Below are 20093 nucleotides of genomic sequence, written 5' to 3'. Positions count from 1 at the left end.
CCCCCTCGGGACATGCGCCGGTCAGGGCAGCTTGGGCGCTATCAGCTCGGCGGCCTTGGTGGTCCGCTCGCACGCCGCCGCGGTGTCGGTGGAGGTGGACTTCAAGTTCCCCACGACTTGGACGGATGCGGAGTCGGAGACCGGGATGAGGACTTCGCAGGAACTCCTGGAACCGCGAGGTGCTTCCACCTTGACCGCCTCGTACTTGCCGACGGTGGCCGAGATCGCCTTGTCCCGGTCGTAACTGATGTCGTCCAAGCCCGCTTCGGGGCGGACCCCGACGATGAGCCCGCCGTTGCCGCTCACGCTCCACTGGCAGGAGTCGGTGCCGCCGATGTTGTCGGACTCGCCGGGGTTGGTGAGGCCGAGGCTGGTGACCTCGTTGCCGGTGAGCAGGTCGCAGGGCCGCACGTCGGCCAGCGCGCTACCCCGCTCGGCGGTGCCGCTGTTCGAGGTGCGGCTGCTGTTCGAGGTGCTGGCACCCGCGCCCGCGGTGGGAGTGCCCACCTCCTCACTGGTGCAGGCGGTGGCCAGCAGTGCGAGCCCGGCGACGCAGACGACCGGGATGCGGGCGAGTGTGGGGTTCATGGGGTGCGTCGTCCCGTCACAGGTTGTCGAAGGTCTTGCCCTTGGCCTCGTCGACGTTCTGGTAGGAGGCCCGGCTCTTCTCGATCTGGGTCTTGAGGTCTTCGATGGCGGCGACCATGTCGGGGATGACCCCGGTGATCGCCTGCTCCCCGAGCTGTCTGTTGACCCGGCCGATCTCCTCGGCGTACCCGCCGCCCAGCGGGGTGTTGGCGCTGAGCACGTGAGCCCGTCCGACGGCCTGGTCCAAGGCGTCCTGCATGTCGGTGAGCTTCTTGAGCATCGCGTCCACCACGTGCGGGTCCACCGACAGGGCTTGGGCCTCGGTCGCGGCGGCCAACGCCTTGGCGGCGGCGACGACCTGACCCACGCCCAGGGTGAGCAGACCGGCGAAGCCCCCGCCACCTTGTTGTTGCTCCCGGTACTGCTCCATCGCGTACTGGCCGACATCGCTCGTCGAGCCCGCATCGGCACTCACAGTACGAACCTCCCCCGGTTGCGCTCTGTGGTCAGCCGGGGACTGTATCGGCCTGGCGGCGGGGATTTGGCGGAAAACCGCTATCTATAGCCGATTGGGCGAACTGTCCGTAGTAAAGCGGCGAGCGAAGAGCAGTTCGCCCACTTGTCCAATCCGAATGGAATTCCACTGCGCATCGCGAGGTGGTGATCAGGGCAACTTGGCCGCTACCAACTCGGCGGCTTCGACAGCCCGTTCGCACGCTGCCGCGGTGTCGGTGGAAGTCGCCCTGAGGTGCGCGGCGATCTGCACACTGGCGGAGTCGGCCACATCGATCACGACGTGGCAAGTGCCTTTGCCGCCGTTGGGCGCTTCGACCCGGACCCCGTCGAACTTGCCCAACTCGACTGGTGTGGTCGGATCGCCCGTGTAGTCCAGGTCGTCGAACCCCTGCTCGGGGCGGACTCCGACGGTCACCCCGCCCTTGCCGGTCGCGCTCCAGAGGCAGGTGTCGGCGCTGCCGACCTCATCGGCTTCTCCGGAAGCGCCGAGTCCGAGCGACTCGGCTTCGGCGCCTGTCAGCAAGTCGCAGGGCTTGACGCCCACCAGGGCATCGGTGTCCGGCCTGGTGCTGGCACCGCCAACGGCCGCGCCGGTGCTGGGAGGGGGCGTTGCCGTGCTCGGCCCACCGGAGCAGGCAGTGGAAGTCAAGGCGAGTCCGGCGGCGCAGCCGGTCAGGACGCGGACGAGCGCGTGGTTCATGAACGTGTGTCGTCCCATCGGGAGAGTCGGCGTCCGGCCGCTGTACGCCACCGTCGAATTGTCCCGGCACGTGCACTGGTCGACGCCAGCGGTCGAGTTCGAGTCAGCCGGGGACTGTATCGGTGATTGCGCGGGGATGTGGCGCGCTATTGCTCTCCACGTCCGATCAGGTGAACTTTCCGCAAGAATGCGGTGAAGGTCGCGGGCGGGAAGGAGAGTTCGCCTGCGGCGGGGTGCTTGGAGTCGCGGACCCCGACCTGAGCGGTGGTCATCGCCACCTCGACGCAATTCTCCTGACTTCCGCTGTAGCTGCTCTTGCGCCAGTCCTGCTGCCTGGTCATCCTGCGTCTACCTCCAGCTTGCGTGCCACTTCAGCGATTGCCAGCATTGATTCTTGCGAACTCAGGGCGCGCTCGCCCAGCACCCGGATGGCTGTCTCGTACGTCTTGATCTCGCTCGGCTCTTCGAGGAAGAGGCTGGAGGTCAGGTTCTCCAGGAACACCACCTTGTGACCACTGGTGCGTCGGACGAGTTCGAAGCCGCCGTTGACGCCAGGGTGGGTGCCGACGTTCGGCAAGACGCGGAGAGTGATGTTCGGCTTCCGTGCGGCTTCCAGGAGGTGTCCCAACTGTCGCCGCAGCACATCGATGCCACCGATCACCTGGTGGAGCACCAGTTCATTGATGAAGGCGATCAACTGCGGTGCGTCGGGCTTCAGCAACACGGCGTGCCGCTGCATCCTCGTTACCATCCGCCCTTCGATCTCGGCCAACGGGACCATGCCGCATTCCGTCATCAGCGCGCGTGTGTACTCGCCGGTTTGCAGCAATCCCGGCACGTTCATCCCTTCGAAGCTGACGATCAGGTCGGCCCTGGCCTCCAGGTTGATCAGCGTGCGCTGGCGGTGCGCGAAGTCCGGCTTGGCGCGCTGCCACCAGCCGAGCCGGTCGACCCCGCGCGCCAGGTCCAGCAGTTCCGCCCGCTTCGACCCGACGCACCGGTACACCGCGAGCAGCGCGGCCACGTCCTCGGACGAGCCGCCGCACTTGCCGGTCTCGATCCGGCTGACCTTGGCGGCCGACGCGGAGATCCGCTCGCCCGCCTCCTCCAGGCTCAGCCCGTTGGCCTTGCGCAGCGCGCGCAGCTCCGCGCCGAGTTCTTCCGCCCTCACGGTCGGGTTCATGCGCAGATGCTGGCGAGGGCGGCCCTCCGGCGACAGCGCGCCATCCGATCGATCACCCGGCGGTGGGACGCCTTGCGCGGGTGGACAAACCGATCGGGCTCATCTGCCGCCTCGGCGCGAATCGCGTCGCCGGCCTGGCCGGTGGGGTTAGGCTCCCGGAGTGGCCCAGGCTCTGGAACTGACCGTAGGCGAGCGCGTGGTGCGGGTGTCCAACCCGGACAAGGTCTACTTCCCGTCGCGGGGGATCACCAAGCGGCAGGTCGTGGAGTACTACCTGGCCGTCGCGGAGCCCCTGCTAGGTGTGCTGCGCGACCGCCCCACGACGTTGAAGCGGTACGTCGACGGTGTGGAGGGCGAGCCGTTCTACCAGAAGCGCCTGCCCAAGGGCGCTCCCGAGTGGGTCGAGACGGCCCGCGTGAAGTTCCCCTCCGGCAGGCCCGCGGACGAGGTGTGCCCGACCGAGCCCGCCGTCCTGGCGTGGGCGGCGAACCTGGGCACCTTCGACTTCCACCCGTGGCCGGTGCGCAGGCCCGACACCGACCACCCCGACGAGCTGCGCGTGGACCTGGACCCGCAGCCGGGCACCGGCTTCGCCGACGCGGTGCGGGTCGCGCAGGTGCTGCGCGAAGTCCTCGACGAGCTGGGCATGACCGGTTATCCCAAGACTTCCGGCGGTCGGGGTGTGCACGTGGCGGTGCGCATCCGACCGGAGTGGGACTTCATCGACGTGCGGCACGCGGTCATCGCCCTGGCGCGCGAGGTGGAGCGCCGGGCCCCATCGTTGGCCACCACGTCGTGGTGGAAGGAGGAGCGCGGTGAGAAGGTGTTCCTGGACTTCAACCAGGCCGCCCGCGATCGCACGATCGCCTCGGCGTGGTCGGTGCGAGGCACTGCTCGGGCCACTGTCTCCACGCCGGTGACGTGGGACCTGCTGTCCACTGTGGACCCGGATGACTTCGACGTCTTCACCGTGCCGCAGTACTTGGAAGAGCACGGGAACCCGCACGCCGCGCTGGACTCGGAGGCGTTCGGGATCGAGGCGCTGCTGGAGTGGTACGCCAAGGACGAGCGCGGGGAGATGCCGTACCCGCCGGACTACCCCAAAATGCCCGGCGAGCCGATGCGCGTGCAGCCGTCGAAGGCGCGCAAGGTGGAGTGAGTCACCTCAGGTCCAGCCGCATCCCGACGCGCCGGTCGGCGTCGATGTCCTCGGCGGTCAGTGCGATGACTGTCCGCTTGCCCTCGGTCGACAGCTTCAGCGCGAAGTCGTCCGCCTTTCGGCATCCGATGGGCCAGTGCCGGACGCGCGTGCAGGCGGGCAGGGACACCCGGTACTCCAGGTGGGCCAGCGGCTGCCCGAAGCGGACGACGAACTCGTCCGGTTCACCGCGCATGAGGGGCGCGACCTTGCCAGGCCACTCGAGGTGCAGCTTGAGCCGGACCGCATCACCCTTCTTGGGAAGGGAGTCCTGGAAGTGGACGAGGACTTCCAGGCGGCCGTCGGGCAGCCAGTTGTCCGTGTGCTTCCAGCGCGGGCCGTCCTGGTCGTCCTCGTCCACCGCGCTGACTTCGATGTCCACCTTCCGACGTGACTGCCAGGATTGCTTCCAGAACGATCCGAGCCGGACGCGGAAGAAGTGGAGTTCGTCGGCCTCCGCCAGGGCGCACACCGTGATGGACACGGTCGCGTCACCGTTGTCCTGGACGTGCACGTGCTCGACCCATCGGTCGACTCGCCACAACGGGTCGGAATCGCTGTAGATCATGTTGGTGTAGTGGGTGAGCAGTTCTCTCAGCCAGCTGTTGTCACGCCGCAGGGCGCGTTGGGTGCCGAGGGCGACGGCGAGGAGGACGACCACGTGCAGCACGCCGATGACCAGACCGGCGGCCTTCACCGCCGTGGATCCGAAGGCGGCGCTGAGGACACTGCCGAATCCCAGGATGCCGAGCGTCGCGCTGAGCAGGCCGCTGACCGTCGCGTCGGCGAGCTGGGCATCGAGGTAGGACGTGAATCTGCGCGGCATCCCGTTCTCCCTGACCGGCGCCGGTCCGCGACGGGATCTCCGTGCGGCGGAACGGCGCCGGATCCGTCACTGAAACAGGGGTCGGGCGGGCGGACAATGTCGACCGTGCGTTCCGGTCATACGGGAAACGCATGAAACCCATGTCTTGGGTGCGTGACGTGGAATAGTCGATCCGCTTTTCTGCGGATACGGCGAGCGCATTGAGAAGGTTACTTGTCGCCGCTCTCGCCGCCGACGTGCTCTCCACCTGAAACCCGGATCATGCGTCCTCCGTGAATGCGAGGGCTGTTCTCATCGTGAAGAGCCCATTGCTGTCGCTGAACGTTAACCCGAGGTGACTGCCAGTCCATTGCGGACAGTCAAGCCGGGCGGCGACAGTGTGCCAGATGGCCTATCGACCGGCCGCGCCTGATCGGTCGCGTTACTTCGATCGTGTATGCCTGGCTTGGAGGTCACGCGGAACATGCGGGAATGGGACGACGAGTAGGTGCGTCGACTGGCGGGACGTCGTGGTCCGTGCTCGTCCGGGTTGGTTCGGTGCTGCTCCGACCGGCTAGTAGTTTCCGCAGCTCGGGGCAACCACGCTGGGCCTCTCGTACCATGGGTGGTGACGTCGGGAGAGGGAGGTCGGAGGATGACGCACGCTTACGTGGTGCGCTTCGTCGGCGGCCCGCTGGACGGGCGGGTCGACTCCTTCGACCGTCCCCAGGAGGAGCCGAAGACGACGCTCACCCATGTCCACCTGCACGAAGGTCCCAAGATCGTGCACCACTACGACCTGAGGTACGCGGTGGAGTACGGCTGCGAGTACCACCTGCGCGTGGTCGAAGCCGAGGGCTGAGCGTAGACATCGAGCAAAGCTCGGTTTACCGTTCACGCCGTGAGAGCGCTCTCACAGTCGAGAGCGCCCTGGCTGGAGGTCCCTGTGCGCTCGATCCGCCCCCGCCTCGCGGCACTGGCTGTCGCCATCGTGGCCGCCGCCGCGGTCCCCTTCGCCCTGCCCGGCTCGGCCAACGCGGTCACCGTCGGAGCGGGCAGCTACGCCGCCTCCCGACCCGCCGGGACGGTCGGCCCCTCGGACGGCAACGGCGCCGCGCTCACCCCCAAGGTGACCGCGCGGATGGCCGGGAAGCCGGTGCCCACCAACGACTGGTGGTCCTCGCTGGTGTTCCAGCGCTACCCGGCCAACCCGTACTCCGAGAACATGTACGCCCACCCGCTGACGTTCCACGCCGCCGCCCAGGGCCTGGGCGTGGGCTACCCGACGTCGCCGAACATCACGCCGGACGGCCGGTACTACGAGTTCATGCACCGCGACGACCTGTTCGTCGGCGTCAGCGGCCTGAACGCGCCGCGCACGCAGGTCGACGGGTGGTCGGACTGGACGGTCAGTCCGCTGTGGACCGACGGGTCGCGCACCCTGCGCACGACCATCGGTCACGGGTCCCCGTACGTCTACGCCGAGGCCACCGGTGGCAACGCGCGGGTCGCGTTCAACGGTCCCACCTCGGTGTGGAGCAACAACGGCGGCACGCTGGGCGTGACGGTCAACGGCGTGGACTACGCGCTGTTCTCGCCCGCCGCCTGGTCGCTGGTCGGCACGGCGGAGGCCACCTCCCCGGCGGGCTTCTTCTCGGTGGCCGTGCTGCCCTCCCGCGACGCGCTGTCGCTGTTCCAGCGCTACGCCTTCTCCTTCGTCACCGACACGAAGGTCAGCTGGAGCTACGACTCCGCCAGCGCCCGGATGACCGCCACCTACACGGCGACGACCACGGCGAAGCAGGGCACGCAGACCGGCACGCTCCAGGCGCTGTACCGGCACCAGTGGCTCAACTCCACCGACACCACGACCGCCTACCGCTACACCTCGCCGCGCGGTGAGATGCGGCTGCGCGAGGGCGCGTCCTTCACCACCCGCAGCACCTTCAACGGTGTGCTGCCGGCCCTGCCGCTGTCCCCGTCCGCGGACAAGAACCGGCTGCGCGCGGAGATCGACCAGGAGCTCAACGCGGCCGACCCGTGGAAGGGCGCCAGCGACACCTACTGGACCGGCAAGGCGTTGTGGCGGCTGGCCGCGCTGGCCCGCGTGGCCAACCAGATCGGCTACACCGCGGGCCGCGACCGGCTGATCGGCATGGTGCGCGACCGCCTCACCGACTGGCTCACCGCCTCCCCCGGCGAGACCGAGCGGCACTTCGCCTACGACGCGACGTGGGGCACGCTGATCGGCTACAAGTCGGGCTACGGCACCGACGCCGAGCTCAACGACCACCACTTCCACTACGGCTACTACGTGCTGGCCGCCTCGGTGGTCGCCCAGCACGACCCGGCGTGGGCCTCCGACTCCCGCTACGGCGGCATGATCAAGCTGCTGGTCAAGGACGCCAACAACTACGACCGCGGCGAGACGCGCTTCCCGTTCCTGCGCCACTTCGACGCCTACGCGGGCCACGGCTGGGCCTCCGGGCACGCGGGCTTCGCGCACGGCAACAACGAGGAGTCCTCGTCCGAGGCGATGATGTTCGCCACCGCCGCGGTGCTGTTCGGCCAGGCGACCGGTGACACCGCCCTGCGCGACGCGGGCATCTACCTGCACACCACGCAGGAAGAGGCGATCGGGCAGTACTGGTTCGACAAGGACAACGCGGTGTTCCCGGCCTCCTACGGCCACGACACCCTGGGCATCGTCTGGGGCGCGGGCGGCACCTACGGCACGTGGTGGACCGCGAACCCCGAGGAGATCCACGGCATCAACATGCTGCCGATCACCGGCGGCTCGCTGTACCACGCGGCGTGGAAGAACGACATCATCGGCAACGTCAACGAGCTGCGCGCGGCCAACGGCGGCACCGAGGTCGAGTGGAAGGACATCATCACCCAGTTCCTCGCGCTGGCCGACCCCGCGCAGGCGCTGGCCAACTACGGCGGCGGACTGGCCCCGGAGGACGGGGACTCGCGCGCCCACGCCCACCACTGGATCACCTCGCTCAGCGCGTTCGGCACGCCGGACGTGTCGGTGACGGCGAACGTGCCGACCCACGCGGTGCTGAACAAGAACGGCGCCCGCACCTACGTCGCCTACAACCCCGGCACGGCGGCGACCACGGTGACGTTCTCCGACGGGCAGACCCTGTCCGTGCCCGCCTCGTCGACCGCATGGCGCGGCCCGGCAGGCTCCGGGGTCGACGGTGGCACCGGCGGGGTCAACCCCACGACCACCACGACTACTACTACCACCACCACCACCACGACCACGACGACCACCGCTCCGCCGGTCAGCCGCAACGCCTTCGGCACCATCCAGGCCGAGTCGTTCGACCAGCAGAACGGGCTCATCGTGGAGGGCACCTCGGACACCGGCGGCGGCCAGAACATCGCCGCCATCAACAACGGCAACTGGGCGCTGTACCGGGGGGTCGACTTCGGCACGCGCACCGGCACGCAGTTCGTCGCGCGGGTCGCCAGCGGCGCGGCCGGCGGCGTGAGCGGTCTGGTGGAGGTCCGCCTCGGCAGCCCCACGGCCACCCCGGTCGGCTCCTTCGCCATCGGTAACACCGGCGGCTGGCAGAGCTGGCGGACGGTGCCCGCCAACATCTCCGGCCTCACCGGCAAGCACGACGTGTACCTGACGTTCACCAGCGGCCAGCCCGCCGACTTCGTGAACGTCAACTGGATCACCTTCCAGTAGCCGACCGGAGCGCGAGGGGCGGGAGGGCGTTGCCCTCCCGCCCCTCGTGTCCTTTGTGGATCATGGTGTCGCGCGGCGGGAACGGGCATGATCGACCGATGGAGCGCAGGACTGTCGAAACGCGCGCACTGGTCGCACTGGTCGTCGTCGCGGTGGCGGCGTCGGCCATCCGGCCCAAGAGCTACCCGACGTGGCTGCTGGAGGTCGCCCCCATCCTCATCGGGCTGCCGCTGCTGGTGTGGACGCGCCGCCGGTTCCCGCTGACCAGGCTGGCGCACTGGCTGCTCTTCGGCCACGCCCTGGTGCTCGCGCTGGGCGCGCACTACACCTACGCCGAGGTGCCGCTGGGCGAGCTGCCGTGGACCGACCGCAACCACTACGACAGGTTCGCGCACTTCGTGCAGGGCTTCGTCCCGGCGGTGGTGGTGCGCGAGGTCCTGCTGCGCCGCACCCCGCTGCGACCGGGCGGGTGGACGTTCACCCTCGTCTCGGCCACCTGCCTGGCGATCAGCGCGTGCTACGAGTTCGTCGAGTGGGCGGGCGCGCTCATCGGCGGCGAGGCAGCGACTGACTTCCTTGGCACGCAAGGAGATGTGTGGGACACCCACTGGGACATGCTGCTTGCGCTGACCGGCTCGTTGGTCGCACAGTGGGTGTGGGCTCGTGTGCACGACCGGCAGCTGGCCGGGTTGTCGGTGCCATAGGGCAAGCTGCACGCGACCGTGTGCGCAGTCGTGGAGGTGCCCGATGGCCAAGGCCAAGCAGAACTCGTTGTCCCCCCAGGACCTGGACCACCTGCGCGAGGAGCTGGCCGCGGGCCGCCAACCCGCGGTGTGGTTCACCGCCGCGGCGGTGGGCGTGGAGGCCGGGCGCTCGGCGAAGGTGCTCGCCTTCACCGAGCCCGCCGAGGGCGACTTCATCCAGGTGCGCCCGACCGGGGCCAAGGACGAGCTGTCCTTCTCCCCGGCGGAGCTGACGCTGGAGAAGCCCGCGCCGCGCAAGCGGACCCCCGCGCCCCCGCCCGCTCCGGCGCCCGCCGAGCCCGCTCCGATCGAGCACATCTACACCCCGGAGCCCAAGCCGGTGGTGACCAAGCCGAAGCCCGCTCCCGCTGCGGCGCCCGCGCAGGCCCCGGCCCCCGCCCGCCCGGCGCGCAAGCAGGCCAAGCCCGCCGAGGTGACGGTGACGCTGACCTCCACGGCGGAGGGCGAGTGGACCGTGGACGTGCAGACCGGCAGCAAGCGCACGCTGCGCAACGCGCCGGTCCAGGCGGCCGCGGTGGCCCAGGCGGCCAAGCACCTGCTGCCCGAGGTGGCCGAAGCGGTGGAGGCGGTGCTCAGCGCCGCGCGGGAGCGCCACCTGGCGCGGGTCGAGCAGTTGCGCGCGGAGCTGGAGGCGGCGCAGCGGGCGCTCGATGAGCTGACCGCGTGAACGCGCGGTGCTACATCCAGTTGATTGCGGTGTCGCGATCGAGTGAGGGGGCTTCCCACGCCCGGCGGTAGGTCCGACGGTGAGGGGGGAAATACCTTCTGGATGTCCGCACGAGCACGGGGAGGCCGAGATGTCGGTGGAGATCGAGACGGTGGAACAGCCCCAGGCCGGTAGTTGCGGTTGCTGCGGCGGCTGCACAGGCCCTGGATGCGGGTGCTGTTCCAGCTGTTGACCCTGGCTGCGTCGGCCCCGTGAGCGCTTCAGCGCTCACGGGGCCGACGCGCGTCACGGGGGGCAGAGCGTGCCGTGGGTGGGCACCTTGGCGTTGACCAGGAACTCCTGCGCCAACCCGGTCGCGCAGGACGACTGGCCGAGCGCGCCGTGACCGCCGCCCTGCCAGCCGACCACCACGCCCGCGGGCAGCGCCTGCGCGGCGCGCTCGGTGCCCGCCTGCGGGGTCACCGGGTCGGCGGCGGTGCTCACCACGACGATCGGGGGCGCCCCGGTCAGCTGCGGCGGCTTCGGCACCTGCGGCACCGGGAACGGGCCGCACCGCAGCAGCTCGCGCGCGTACCAGGCGCCGAACACCGGGTGCTTCTCCCGCCAGTCCGAGGTCAGCCCCGCCACCCGCTCCGGCGGCACGCGGGTCGTCGTGTCGTTGCAGGTGGTGATCAGGTCCGCGTCCAGCCGCGGCGGGCTCTCGTCCTGCTCCAGCACCAGGGGCGCGACGAACGCGTTCAGCGGTCCGGCGTCGCCGGACTCCGCCGCCACCAGCGCGTCGGCCAGCGCGGGCCAGCGGGAGCGGTCGGCCAGGCCGATCAGCACCGCCTGGGTGGCGGTGCCCGGCGTCAGGTCGAAGTCCAGCCCCCGGATCGGGGCGGCGCGCAACCGGTCCAGCAGCGCGGCGAACCGCTGGCCCGCGTCCGCGCCCAGCGGGCAGCGGCGCACCGCGCAGTCCTCGCCGAACGCCTTGAGCGCCTGCTCCGCGGCGACCGCCTGGCCCTCGGCCACGCCCATCACGTCCAGCGTCGGGTCCGGCGCGCCGTCGAAGACCATCCGGCCGACGCGGTCGGGGAAGCGGCTCGCGTAGAGGGTGAGCACCTTGGAGCCGTCACCGATGCCGATGGCGTTGAGGTGCGCGGTGCCCAGCGCCTCGCGCAGCTGCTCCAGGTCCGCCGCCGTGCGCCAGGAGTCGACCGCCTTGAGCCGGTTCTCCAGGTCCAGCACGCACTCCTGGCTGGCCCGCCCGAGCGACTCCAGCAGGTCCTCCTGGGACTCGTCGGCCGGGTCGGCCTCCAGGATGCCGGTGCGCGCCGCGTCCGGCACGCACCGCACCCCGTCGGACTTGCCGGTGCCGCGCCGGTCGATGCCGATCAGGGTGAACGTGCTGAGCACCTGCGGCGGCAGGCTCGCCGCCAGCCGTGCGGCCTTGAGCGTGCCCGGCTCGCCGTCCGGGTCGCCGACCACGACCAGCGCGCTGGTGCCGCTGCCCACCCGCAGCACGGCCAGCCCCAGGCTGCCCCGGCCGGGCCTGCTCGGCGCGTCCAGCCGCGCGGTCAGCCGCGCGCACTCGTACTCCTGGTCGCCCTGCGGGGCCGTGCCGCCCATCCTCAGGCGCGTGGCCTCGGTGCACGGTGACCACGACAGGCCGGTCGAGCGGTACTCCTCCAGCGGTGGGACCTCGCGCGGCCCGGTGGGGGCCGCGGCCTGCGACTGCTCCTGGTCACCGCCGCGCACGGCGATCACCGGGCGCGTCGAGGGGCCCGCGCTGCACGCGGCCAGCGCGCTGAGGGCCACCAGCAACAAGGCGGCGTGACGCCGACGCGGCACAGTCGTCCCCCTGCCTCTTCCGTCTCGGGTACCGCAGAGCCTCACACAGTCCAAGTGAGACTTCGGTGAGCAGGCTGGGGGAGGATGGGGACGTGGTCATGGTGCACGTGGAGCGGGTTCCCAGGCGGAGGTTGTCCGAGACGGGGCCGCTGGCCCTCGCGGCCAGGGCGTTCGGCGCGATCCCCCCACCCGCGCTGGTGCTGCTGGGCGTGGTGAGCGTGCAGATCGGCGCGGCCGTGGCCAAGCAGCTGTTCACCCTGGTGGGTGCGGCGGGCACGGTCACCCTGCGGCTGGTGCTGGGGGCGGTGGTGCTGCTGGCGGTGTGGCGCCCGTCGCTGCGGCTGGACCGCCGCACGCTGCTGGTCGTGGCGAGCTACGGGCTGGTCCTGGGCGCCATGAACCTGACCTTCTACCAGGCCATCGAGCGCATCCCGCTGGGCGCGGCGGTGACCATCGAGTTCCTCGGCCCGCTGGCGGTCGCCGTGCTGGGGTCCCGGCGCTGGGTCGACGGGCTGTGGGCGCTGCTGGCCGCGGTGGGCGTGCTGCTGCTGACCAGGGCCGACGGCGGGCTGTCCTGGGTGGGTGTGGCGTTCGCGCTGGTGGCGGCGGTGTGCTGGGCGGGCTACATCCTGCTGGCGACCGCGATGGGCAGCCGCACCTCCGATGGTCGCGGGTTGGCGCTGGGACTGGTGTTCGGCTCGCTGCTGGCCCTGCCCTTCGGCGTCGCCGAGGCCGGCGCCGCGCTGCTGGACCCGGTGGTGCTGATCGCGGGCGCGGCCGTGGCGCTGCTGTCCTCGGTGATCCCGTACTCGCTGGAGCTGGAGGCGCTGCGCCGCATCCCGCCGCGCGTGTTCGGCATCCTCATGAGCCTGGAGCCGGCGGTCGCCGCGCTCGTCGGGCTGATCGTCCTGCACGAGGCGCTGCGGCCCGCGCAGTGGGTCGCGATCGGCTGCGTGGTCCTGGCGTCGGTGGGTGCCACCAGGAGCGCGCGCCCGGAGGTGTAGTCCCGGAGGTCGTGCGCGGTGGTCACGCCGCGGGCTGCTCCCGGCGCGCGGCGTCCTCGGTGCTGAGCTGGCCGTCGAGCAGGTCCATCCCGCGCGCCTCGAACACCGCGGCGTAGGCGGCCGAGTACTTGTCGTACACCGCGGCCGGGTCCGACGCCCTGGCCACCTCGCCGCGGAACTCGTCGCGCAGCCTGCGCATGGTGTTGACGTCGCTGCGCCGCTTGCGGCTGTGCAGGTACGGCTTGAACGTCACGTTCAACCCGCCCACCACGGCCGCGACCAGCAGCAGCGCCTTGCCCAGCCGGGTCTCCGACGAGGCGAAACCGGCGGCCAGCAGGGCGGGCACCAGGATCAGCACGACCGTGTAGACCACGCCGGTGGTCCGGTGCACCACGCGCCACATCGACAGCCGCCCGCAGTCGCGCAGCATCCGCTGGTCCAGCTCGGCGATCAACCCGTCCACGTCGACCATGCCACCATCCTGGCACCGCCGGGGCTCCGGGTGCGGCGGGTTCGCACCCGGAGCCGCTAGGCGGGCCGGACCTCTCCGCGCAGCACCGACTCCACGTCGTAGCGCGCGGGCTGCTCCAACTGGTCGTAGCCGCACGAGGCGGGCTCGCGGTCCGGGCGCCACCTGCGGAACTGCCCGTTGTGCCGCAGCCGCGCGGGCGCCGCGCCCTCGGTCTGGGTGTAGGCGATCTCGATCACCCGCTCGGGGCGCAGCGGCACCCAGTCCGCGTGCTTGCCGCGCCACCGGTTGATCTCGCCGGGCAGCCTGCGCCCGTCCTCGTGCCCGACCCACGGGTGCTCGCCGGAGGTGATCAGACCGCTCAGCTCCCGTGCCAGCTCGCGCCGCTCGGCGGCCTTGAACGAGCCGACCACGCCCACGTGGTGCAGCACCCCCTGGGCGTCGTGCAGGCCCAGCAGCAGCGACCCGACCGCGGTGCCGGGCTCGGTGTCCTTGTGCCAGCGCAGCCCGGCCACCACGCACTCGGCGGTGCGGGCGTGCTTGACCTTGACCATCACGCGCTTGCCGGGCACGTACGGGCCGTCCGGCTTGCCGATCACCCCGTCCAGGCCCGCGCCCTCGAACAGCTCGAACCACTGCCGGGCCAGTTCCGGGTCCGCCGTCGACGGGGTCAGGTACACCGAGTCACCCGGCGTGATCAGGTCCTCCAGCACCCGGCGGCGCCGGTGCGTCGGCTCCTCCAGCAGCAGCCGGTCACCGAGCGCGAGCAGGTCGAACGCCACGAAACCGGCCGGGGTGGTCCGCGACAGCAGCGCGATCCGACTGGCCGCCGGGTGGATGCGCTCGGACAGCGCGTCGAAGTCCAGCTTGTCGTCCTTGGCCACGACCAGCTCGCCGTCCACCACGACCCGGTCGGGCAGCCCGCGCCGCAGCGCCGCCTCGGCCTCGGGGAAGTACCGGTTGAGCGGCTTGCCGCTGCGCGACTGCAGGACCACCTCGTCGCCGTCGCGGAACACCAGGCAGCGGTAGCCGTCCCACTTCGGCTCGAAGACCAGGTCGCCGCCGGTCGGGATCGCGTCGACGGCGTTGGCCAGCATCGGCTGCACGGGAGGGGTCAACGGGAGCGCCACGGGGGACATCCTGCCTGGTCGAGGGCTGCCGCGCAGCAACCGCCGCGCCCACGGACCGGCGCGGTCCCGGATCGGCGCGGCCCGGTCGCGGTGCTACCGGAGGCCCTGGACGGCGCCGCTGTAGATCAGCGTCGTGACGTTGGCGCGGCTCGGGTCGGCTTCGACCACCCTGGCGACGAACTCGGCCAGGCTCGGGCGCGGGTCGGCGCTGAGCAGCTCGTCGCCGAGCTCGACGTACTCGATGGTCTTGGCCAGCGAGCCCGCGTCGTTGACGGCGTCGGTCTTGCGGTGGGACGCGACGACGACCTGCGGGGCGCGGCTCTGGATCTCCCGCAGGGTGGCGATCCAGCCCCTGCGGGCCTCGGAGCTGCTCTCGAACAGGGGGACGTGCACGTCGTTGTAGGCGATGTCGCCGACGACGGCGGCGGACAGCTCGGGCACCCAGGCGTAGGAGGACTCGCTCAGGTCGGACTGGCCCGTCGGGACGCCGATGATGTCGTGGCCCTCCAGGTCGATGCGGCCGTCGGCGGGCAGCGCCTCGGGGATGACGATTTCCCCGACGATGTCGTCGGCGAAGATCGCGGCGTAGGCCGTGGTGTCCCGCCTGGTCTTCTGCTCCTCGGCGATGAAGCGGGCGGTGGCAGCGGTCGAGACGACCTTGACGCCGGGGAACCTGGCCTTGAGCGCGGCGGTGCCGAGGTAGTGGTCGACGTGGGCGTGGGTGATGAAGACGTGCGTGAGCCGCTTGCCGCTCGCCTCGATCCAGTCGGCCAGCTCGGCGGAGTCCTCGACGGTGGGCAGGGTGTCGATCAGGACGGCGTCGTCCTCGCCCGCGATCAGCGTCACCGACGTCGGCGGCCAGGTCCAGCCACCCTCGGGCGGGTCGATGGGCAGCGGGATGTTCAGCGGCCGGGCCGGTGCGTCGAAGGTGCTCATGGTCAGGGTGGTGCCCATGACGTTTCTCCAGGGGTGGTGTGAGCCGGAACAGATTCTTGACCTGCGGGTACAAAATGTGGGCGGGCGCGAAGGCGAGCGGTGGGCCGTCGTGTCAGAGCAGCGCCAGCGTCGTGTCGACGACCCGGGTCAGGCGGTCGGGTCCGGGTTCCAGGCGCGACAGGACGAGGAGCCCGGTGGCGGTGTTGAGCAGCACGCTCGCCAGCGCCTTCGCGTCGACGTCGCCGCGGATGTCGCCCTCGCGCTGGCCTCGGGCGACAAGCGATGCGAAGACGCCCTCCACCCGGTCGAACAAACCTCGGACCTGCGTGGCCACGGCCTCGTCCAGGCGGCCCAGCTCGACGGCGCTGTTGATCGCCAGGCAGCCGCGGCGATCGAGGGTGTCGGGGTCGCTGCTCAGCAGGAACAGCAGTGCCTCGCGCAGTCGGTCCTTGACCGGCGCCGTTCCTTCCAGCCAGTGCGCCAGGCCCTCGACGCGGAGATCGAGGTAGTGGCGCAGGGCGAGGTCGAACAGCTGGCGCTTGCCCCCGAAAGCGTTGTAGAGGCTGCCCTTGCCGATGCGCAGCCGGTCGGCCAACTGCTGGGGTGAGGTCGCGCCGTACCCCTGCGTCCAGAAGACCTCCATCGCCTCCGCGACGGCGCGCTCGGGGTCGAACTCCTTGGGGCGGCCCATGGGGACGAGCATGCCCTGTTCTTGACCTGCAGGTCAAGAACAAGGTCCGGTCGGCGGGCCGGGGCGCGAACGATCGGGGCTAACCGCGGCGGCGGTACCTCAGCAGCAGCGCGCTCTCGTGGTGCAGCACCGAGGACAGCTCCATCGCCAGCGGCGCGGGTGGCACCGGACCGGTCGCCACGCGCCCGGCGTCACCACCCGCCAGCAGCGGCGCGACCGTCAGGCACAGCACGTCCACCAGGTCCTGCTCGATCAGCGCGCCGAACAGCACGGGGCCGCCCTCGCAGTCCACCCGGCGCAGGCCGCGCTCGTCCAGCGCCCGCAACGCCGCCCGCACGTCCACCGCCTCGTCGCCGGTGACGACCACGTCCGCCCCGGCGTCGGCCAGCGCCCGCCGCCGCTGAGCGGGCGCGGCCTGTGCGGTGAGGATGATCGGCGGCACCACCGTGTCGGTGACCAGGGGGGAGGTGGGCTCGATCGAGCACCGCGCGGTGACCACCGCGATCGGCGGCACGGCGGAGAGCCCCAGCCGGGCCCGCCGCTGCGCGCGCACCTCGGTCGCCTTCACCCCCCGGTAGCCCTCCGCCAGCGCCGTGCCCGCGCCGACCAGCACCACGTCGGCCAGGTCGCGGCCCAGCCGGAACACCTCCTTGTCCGCCGCGTTGCCCAGCCCGGCGGACTTGCCCGCCACCGACACCGCGCCGTCCGCGCTGGCGATGAAGTTGACCTGCACCCACGGCCGGTCCAGGTCGGCGGGGTAGTCGTAGAGCCGTTCCAGCTCGGCCTCGGTGACGGTGGTCTCAGCGCCCCGTGGCGGCCACAACATCTGCACGAACCCATCCCAGCACGCCGATAGGCTTCGGCCATGCCCGCCCCTCGCCTGTCCGACCGCGATCCCCACGTCGACGCGGACGAGCTGATCGGGGCGCTGGTCCCGCCGCCCCGGTTCGACGACGTCCGGTTCGCCACCTACGTGCCCAACCCCGACGAGCCCAGCCAGGCCGCGGCGGTGCGGGAGTGCCAGGCGTTCGCCGAGCGGGTCTCCGGGGCGGGCGAGCGGGGCTGGCTGGGATCGCTGTTCCGCAAGCAGGCCGAGCCGGGCAAACCCGGCCTGTACCTCGACGGCGGCTTCGGCGTGGGCAAGACCCACCTGCTGGCCTCGATCTGGCACGCCGTGCCCGGTCCGAAGGCCTACGGCACGTTCGTGGAGCTGACCAGCCTGGTCGGCGCGCTGGGGTTCCCGGAGACCGTGCGGCGGCTGTCCGGGCACCGGCTGCTGGCCATCGACGAGTTCGAGCTCGACGACCCCGGCGACACCATGCTGGTCACCCGGCTGATCAAGGAGCTGACCGCGGCGGGCGTGGCCATCGCGGCGACCTCCAACACGCTGCCGGACAAGCTGGGGGAGGGGCGCTTCGCGGCGGCGGACTTCCTGCGCGAGATCCAGTCCATGGCCGCGAAGTTCACCGTGGTGCGGGTCGACGGCCCGGACTACCGCCACCGCGGCCTGCCCGACGCGCCCCCGCCGATGAGCGACGAGGAGCTGGTGGCCAAGGCGGAGAGCACGCCGGGGGCGACGCTGGACGACTTCGCCGAGCTGTGCGCGCGGCTGGCCCGGCTGCACCCGTCGCGCTACGGCAGGCTGGTCGACGGGGTGACCGCGGTGCACCTGCGGGGCGTGACGCCCGCGCCCGACCAGGCGGTGGCGCTGCGGCTGGTCGCGCTGGGTGACCGGCTATACGACCGGGACATCCCGGTGGCGGTGTCCGGTGAGGCGCTGTCGGAGCTGTTCACCCCGGAGATGCTCAACGGCGGCTACCGGAAGAAGTACCTGCGAGCGGTGTCCCGGCTCGTAGCGCTGTCCCGCTGAGCGGGTGTTTACCGCCCCGCGCACGGGTACTCCTGCTCTGCTGCCTTGGGGAAGTCGGGAGGAGTGGGCGATGCTGAGCGAGTCGGAACGCAGAACGCTGGACGAGATCGAGCACCGGCTCGCGGTGGAGGAACCGGCACTGGCCAGCGCGCTGGTGGAGGGACGCCCCCTGCACCCGGTGGTGCACTACGCGCTCGCGGGCGTGTTCGGCGGCCTGGGCGTGCTGCTGCTGGTGCTGGGCGTGGTCGGGCCAGCGCTGGCGTCGATCGGCTTCGGCTCCCTGCTCATGCTGCTGCGCGGTTACACCTGGCGCTGACCTCCCGGAATTCACTCGCTTCCCGGCCCGCGCGCGGTCACCATGCCGCACGTGGGTTTTCTCGACGCGAACGGCCTCGCCTTCCGCCTGCCCGACGGGCGCGAGCTGTTCCACGACGTCTCGTTCAAGGTCGGCGCGGGCTCGGTGGTGGCGCTGGTGGGCGCCAACGGGGTCGGCAAGACCACGCTGCTGCGCCTGCTGTCCGGTGAGCTGACCCCGGCCGCGGGCAGCGTCCGGGTGCAGGGCGGGCTGGGGGTGATGCCGCAGTTCGTCGGCTCGGTCCGCGACGACAGCTGCGTGCGCGACCTGCTGCTGGCCGCGTCACCGCCCGCGCTGCGCGCCGCGGCGGCCGAGCTGGACGAGGCCGAGCTGGCGATGATGGAAGCCGACGACGAGCCCGCGCAGCTGCGCTACGCCGAGGCGCTGGCCGGGTGGGGCGAGGTGGGCGGCTACGACGCCGAGGTGCTGTGGGACACGGTGACCGTGGCCGCGCTGGGCGTGCCGTTCGACCGCGCGCGGTTCCGGGAGGTGCGCACGCTCTCCGGCGGCGAGCAGAAGCGCCTGGTGCTGGAGGCGCTGCTGCGCGGCCCGGAGCAGGTGCTGCTGCTCGACGAGCCGGACAACTACCTGGACGTGCCCGGCAAGCGGTGGCTGGAGCAGCGCCTCGCCGAGACGTCCAAGGCCGTGCTGCTGGTCAGCCACGACCGCGAGCTGCTGGCGGTCGCGGCCACCCACGTGGTCACCGTCGAGGCGCACTCGGCCTGGGTGCACACCGGCTCGTTCGCCTCGTGGCACGACGCCCGCGCCGCCCGGATCGAGCGGCTGGCCGAGCTGCACCGCCGCTGGGACGAGGAGCACGCGCGGCTGCGCGAGCTGGTGCGCACCCTCCAGGTCCAGGCCACCATCAGCGAGGCCATGGCGGCCAAGTACCGCGCCACGCAGACCAGGCTGCGCAAGTTCGAGGAGGCCGGGCCGCCGCCGGAGTTGCCGGTGGACGAGAAGGTCACCCCGAGGCTGCGCGGCGGTCGCACCGCGGTGCGCGCGATCACCTGCCAGGCGCTGGAGCTGACCGGCCTGATGAAACCGTTCGACACCGAGGTCTTCTTCGGCGACCGGGTGGCCGTGCTGGGCTCCAACGGCTCGGGCAAGAGCCACTTCCTGCGCCTGCTGGGCGGTGACGAGGTGGCGCACGAGGGTGCGTGGCGGTTGGGCTCGCGCGTGGTGCCCGGCCTGTTCGCGCAGACCCACCAGCACCCCGAGTGGCACGGCCGGACGCTGGTGGACATCCTCTGGCACGGCGACGCGGGCCGCCCCGGTCGCGACCGCGGCGCGGCCATGGCGGCACTGCGCCGCTACGGCCTGGACCAGCGCGGCGACCAGCGGTTCGAGAGCCTGTCGGGCGGCCAGCAGGCCCGGTTCCAGGTGCTGCTGCTGGAGCTGTCCGGCGCGACCCTGCTGCTGCTCGACGAGCCCACCGACAACCTCGACCTGACCTCGGCCGAGGCGCTGCAGCGGGCGCTGGAGGAGTTCACCGGCACGGTGGTGGCGGTGACGCACGACCGCTGGTTCGCCCGCTCGTTCGACCGCTTCCTGCTGTTCCGCTCGGACGGCGAGGTGGTCGAGGTGGACGAGCCGGTGTGGGACGAGGCACGGGTGCGCAGAGCCCGCTGACCCGCGTCGGCAAGTACTACCCGACCCGCCCCAGCGGGCAGGTGAC

General features: G+C 71.4%; 21 protein-coding genes. 9 read left to right on the top strand and 12 right to left on the bottom strand.

Annotated elements, in window-relative coordinates; genetic code table 11:
- Positions 1-21: 21 nt before the first annotated feature.
- The 5 genes from IEZ00_RS26505 to IEZ00_RS26485 form a co-directional block, all read right to left on the bottom strand.
- Positions 22-588, bottom strand: a complete 567-nt coding sequence (locus IEZ00_RS26505; RefSeq protein ID WP_189226047.1) for a DUF3558 domain-containing protein — start codon at positions 586-588, stop codon at positions 22-24.
- A 16-nt stretch (positions 589-604) separates the two neighbouring features.
- A complete protein-coding gene (locus IEZ00_RS26500) occupies positions 605-1063 on the bottom strand; it encodes a hypothetical protein (protein WP_189226046.1) in 459 nt (152 codons plus the stop codon).
- 189 nt (positions 1064-1252) lie between these two features.
- Positions 1253-1804 carry a DUF3558 family protein gene (locus IEZ00_RS26495; RefSeq protein WP_189226045.1) on the bottom strand — a complete coding sequence of 184 codons (552 nt, stop codon included), beginning with the start codon at positions 1802-1804 and terminating at the stop codon, positions 1253-1255.
- A 146-nt stretch (positions 1805-1950) separates the two neighbouring features.
- Complete coding sequence (locus IEZ00_RS26490) at positions 1951-2145, bottom strand: DUF397 domain-containing protein (RefSeq protein ID WP_189226044.1); 195 nt, start codon at positions 2143-2145, stop codon at positions 1951-1953.
- The gene (locus tag IEZ00_RS26485) at positions 2142-2987 is read right to left on the bottom strand and encodes a helix-turn-helix domain-containing protein (protein WP_189226043.1); all 846 of its coding nucleotides are present in this window, start codon (positions 2985-2987) and stop codon (positions 2142-2144) included. Before IEZ00_RS26485 ends, IEZ00_RS26490 begins: the two co-directional genes overlap by 4 nt.
- 160 nt (positions 2988-3147) lie before the next feature.
- Here IEZ00_RS26485 and ligD point away from each other — a divergent pair, with 160 nt between their 5' ends.
- Positions 3148-4146: a non-homologous end-joining DNA ligase gene (ligD, locus tag IEZ00_RS26480; protein ID WP_189226042.1), complete on the top strand. Its 999-nt coding sequence runs from the start codon at positions 3148-3150 to the stop codon at positions 4144-4146.
- 1 nt (position 4147) lies between these two features.
- On the opposite strand, the gene IEZ00_RS26475 is transcribed toward ligD, so the two are convergent.
- Positions 4148-5011 carry a hypothetical protein gene (locus tag IEZ00_RS26475; RefSeq protein WP_189226041.1) on the bottom strand — a complete coding sequence of 288 codons (864 nt, stop codon included), beginning with the start codon at positions 5009-5011 and terminating at the stop codon, positions 4148-4150.
- Positions 5012-5645: 634 nt separating this feature from the next.
- Here IEZ00_RS26475 and IEZ00_RS26470 point away from each other — a divergent pair.
- The 4 genes from IEZ00_RS26470 (at position 5646) to IEZ00_RS26455 (ending at position 10130) form a co-directional block, all read left to right on the top strand.
- Positions 5646-5852 carry a DUF8847 domain-containing protein gene (locus IEZ00_RS26470; protein ID WP_189226040.1) on the top strand — a complete coding sequence of 69 codons (207 nt, stop codon included), beginning with the start codon at positions 5646-5648 and terminating at the stop codon, positions 5850-5852.
- Positions 5853-5891: 39 nt separating this feature from the next.
- Positions 5892-8699: a glycosyl hydrolase gene (locus IEZ00_RS26465; RefSeq protein ID WP_189226039.1), complete on the top strand. Its 2808-nt coding sequence runs from the start codon at positions 5892-5894 to the stop codon at positions 8697-8699.
- 98 nt (positions 8700-8797) lie between these two features.
- Entirely contained in the window at positions 8798-9403 is a 606-nt protein-coding gene (locus IEZ00_RS26460; RefSeq protein WP_189226038.1) for a DUF2238 domain-containing protein, read from the top strand.
- Between the two features lie 43 nt (positions 9404-9446).
- Complete coding sequence (locus IEZ00_RS26455; protein WP_189226037.1) at positions 9447-10130, top strand: DUF6319 family protein; 684 nt, start codon at positions 9447-9449, stop codon at positions 10128-10130.
- Between the two features lie 285 nt (positions 10131-10415).
- Here IEZ00_RS26455 and IEZ00_RS26450 read toward each other — a convergent pair whose 3' ends face one another.
- A complete protein-coding gene (locus IEZ00_RS26450) occupies positions 10416-11960 on the bottom strand; it encodes an alpha/beta hydrolase (protein ID WP_189226036.1) in 1545 nt (514 codons plus the stop codon).
- A 98-nt stretch (positions 11961-12058) separates the two neighbouring features.
- On the opposite strand from IEZ00_RS26450, the gene IEZ00_RS26445 reads away from it, so the two are divergent.
- Positions 12059-12964: an EamA family transporter gene (locus tag IEZ00_RS26445; RefSeq protein WP_189226106.1), complete on the top strand. Its 906-nt coding sequence runs from the start codon at positions 12059-12061 to the stop codon at positions 12962-12964.
- Between the two features lie 22 nt (positions 12965-12986).
- Here the strand turns inward: IEZ00_RS26445 and IEZ00_RS26440 are convergent, their stop codons facing one another.
- The 5 genes from IEZ00_RS26440 to IEZ00_RS26420 form a co-directional block, all read right to left on the bottom strand.
- Positions 12987-13436 (bottom strand): hypothetical protein, encoded by a 450-nt coding sequence (locus tag IEZ00_RS26440; protein ID WP_189226035.1) that lies wholly within the window; start codon positions 13434-13436, stop codon positions 12987-12989.
- Between the two features lie 56 nt (positions 13437-13492).
- On the bottom strand, positions 13493-14572 hold the full coding sequence (locus tag IEZ00_RS26435; RefSeq protein WP_444544478.1) for an ATP-dependent DNA ligase: 1080 nt from the start codon (positions 14570-14572) through the stop codon (positions 13493-13495).
- Positions 14573-14656: 84 nt separating this feature from the next.
- Positions 14657-15517, bottom strand: a complete 861-nt coding sequence (locus IEZ00_RS26430; protein ID WP_189226033.1) for an MBL fold metallo-hydrolase — start codon at positions 15515-15517, stop codon at positions 14657-14659.
- Between the two features lie 94 nt (positions 15518-15611).
- A complete protein-coding gene (locus IEZ00_RS26425) occupies positions 15612-16202 on the bottom strand; it encodes a TetR/AcrR family transcriptional regulator (RefSeq protein ID WP_209616244.1) in 591 nt (196 codons plus the stop codon).
- 67 nt (positions 16203-16269) lie between these two features.
- The gene (locus IEZ00_RS26420; RefSeq protein WP_189226104.1) at positions 16270-17016 is read right to left on the bottom strand and encodes a pyrimidine reductase family protein; all 747 of its coding nucleotides are present in this window, start codon (positions 17014-17016) and stop codon (positions 16270-16272) included.
- 39 nt (positions 17017-17055) lie between these two features.
- Here IEZ00_RS26420 and zapE point away from each other — a divergent pair, with 39 nt between their 5' ends.
- From zapE to IEZ00_RS26405, 3 genes are all read left to right on the top strand, one after another.
- On the top strand, positions 17056-18060 hold the full coding sequence (gene zapE / locus IEZ00_RS26415) for a cell division protein ZapE (protein ID WP_189226032.1): 1005 nt from the start codon (positions 17056-17058) through the stop codon (positions 18058-18060).
- Positions 18061-18130: 70 nt separating this feature from the next.
- The gene (locus IEZ00_RS26410) at positions 18131-18376 is read left to right on the top strand and encodes a DUF3040 domain-containing protein (RefSeq protein ID WP_189226031.1); all 246 of its coding nucleotides are present in this window, start codon (positions 18131-18133) and stop codon (positions 18374-18376) included.
- Between the two features lie 42 nt (positions 18377-18418).
- A complete protein-coding gene (locus tag IEZ00_RS26405; protein ID WP_189226030.1) occupies positions 18419-20047 on the top strand; it encodes an ABC-F family ATP-binding cassette domain-containing protein in 1629 nt (542 codons plus the stop codon).
- Positions 20048-20093 lie beyond the last annotated feature (46 nt).

Origin of the sequence: Saccharothrix coeruleofusca (assembly GCF_014648515.1) — a bacterium.
In the GTDB taxonomy this organism is placed as follows: Bacteria; Actinomycetota; Actinomycetes; order Mycobacteriales; family Pseudonocardiaceae; genus Actinosynnema; species Actinosynnema coeruleofuscum.
The sequence above is the reverse complement of the archived record's forward strand: the minus strand, read 5'-3'. Positions and strand labels throughout refer to the sequence as shown.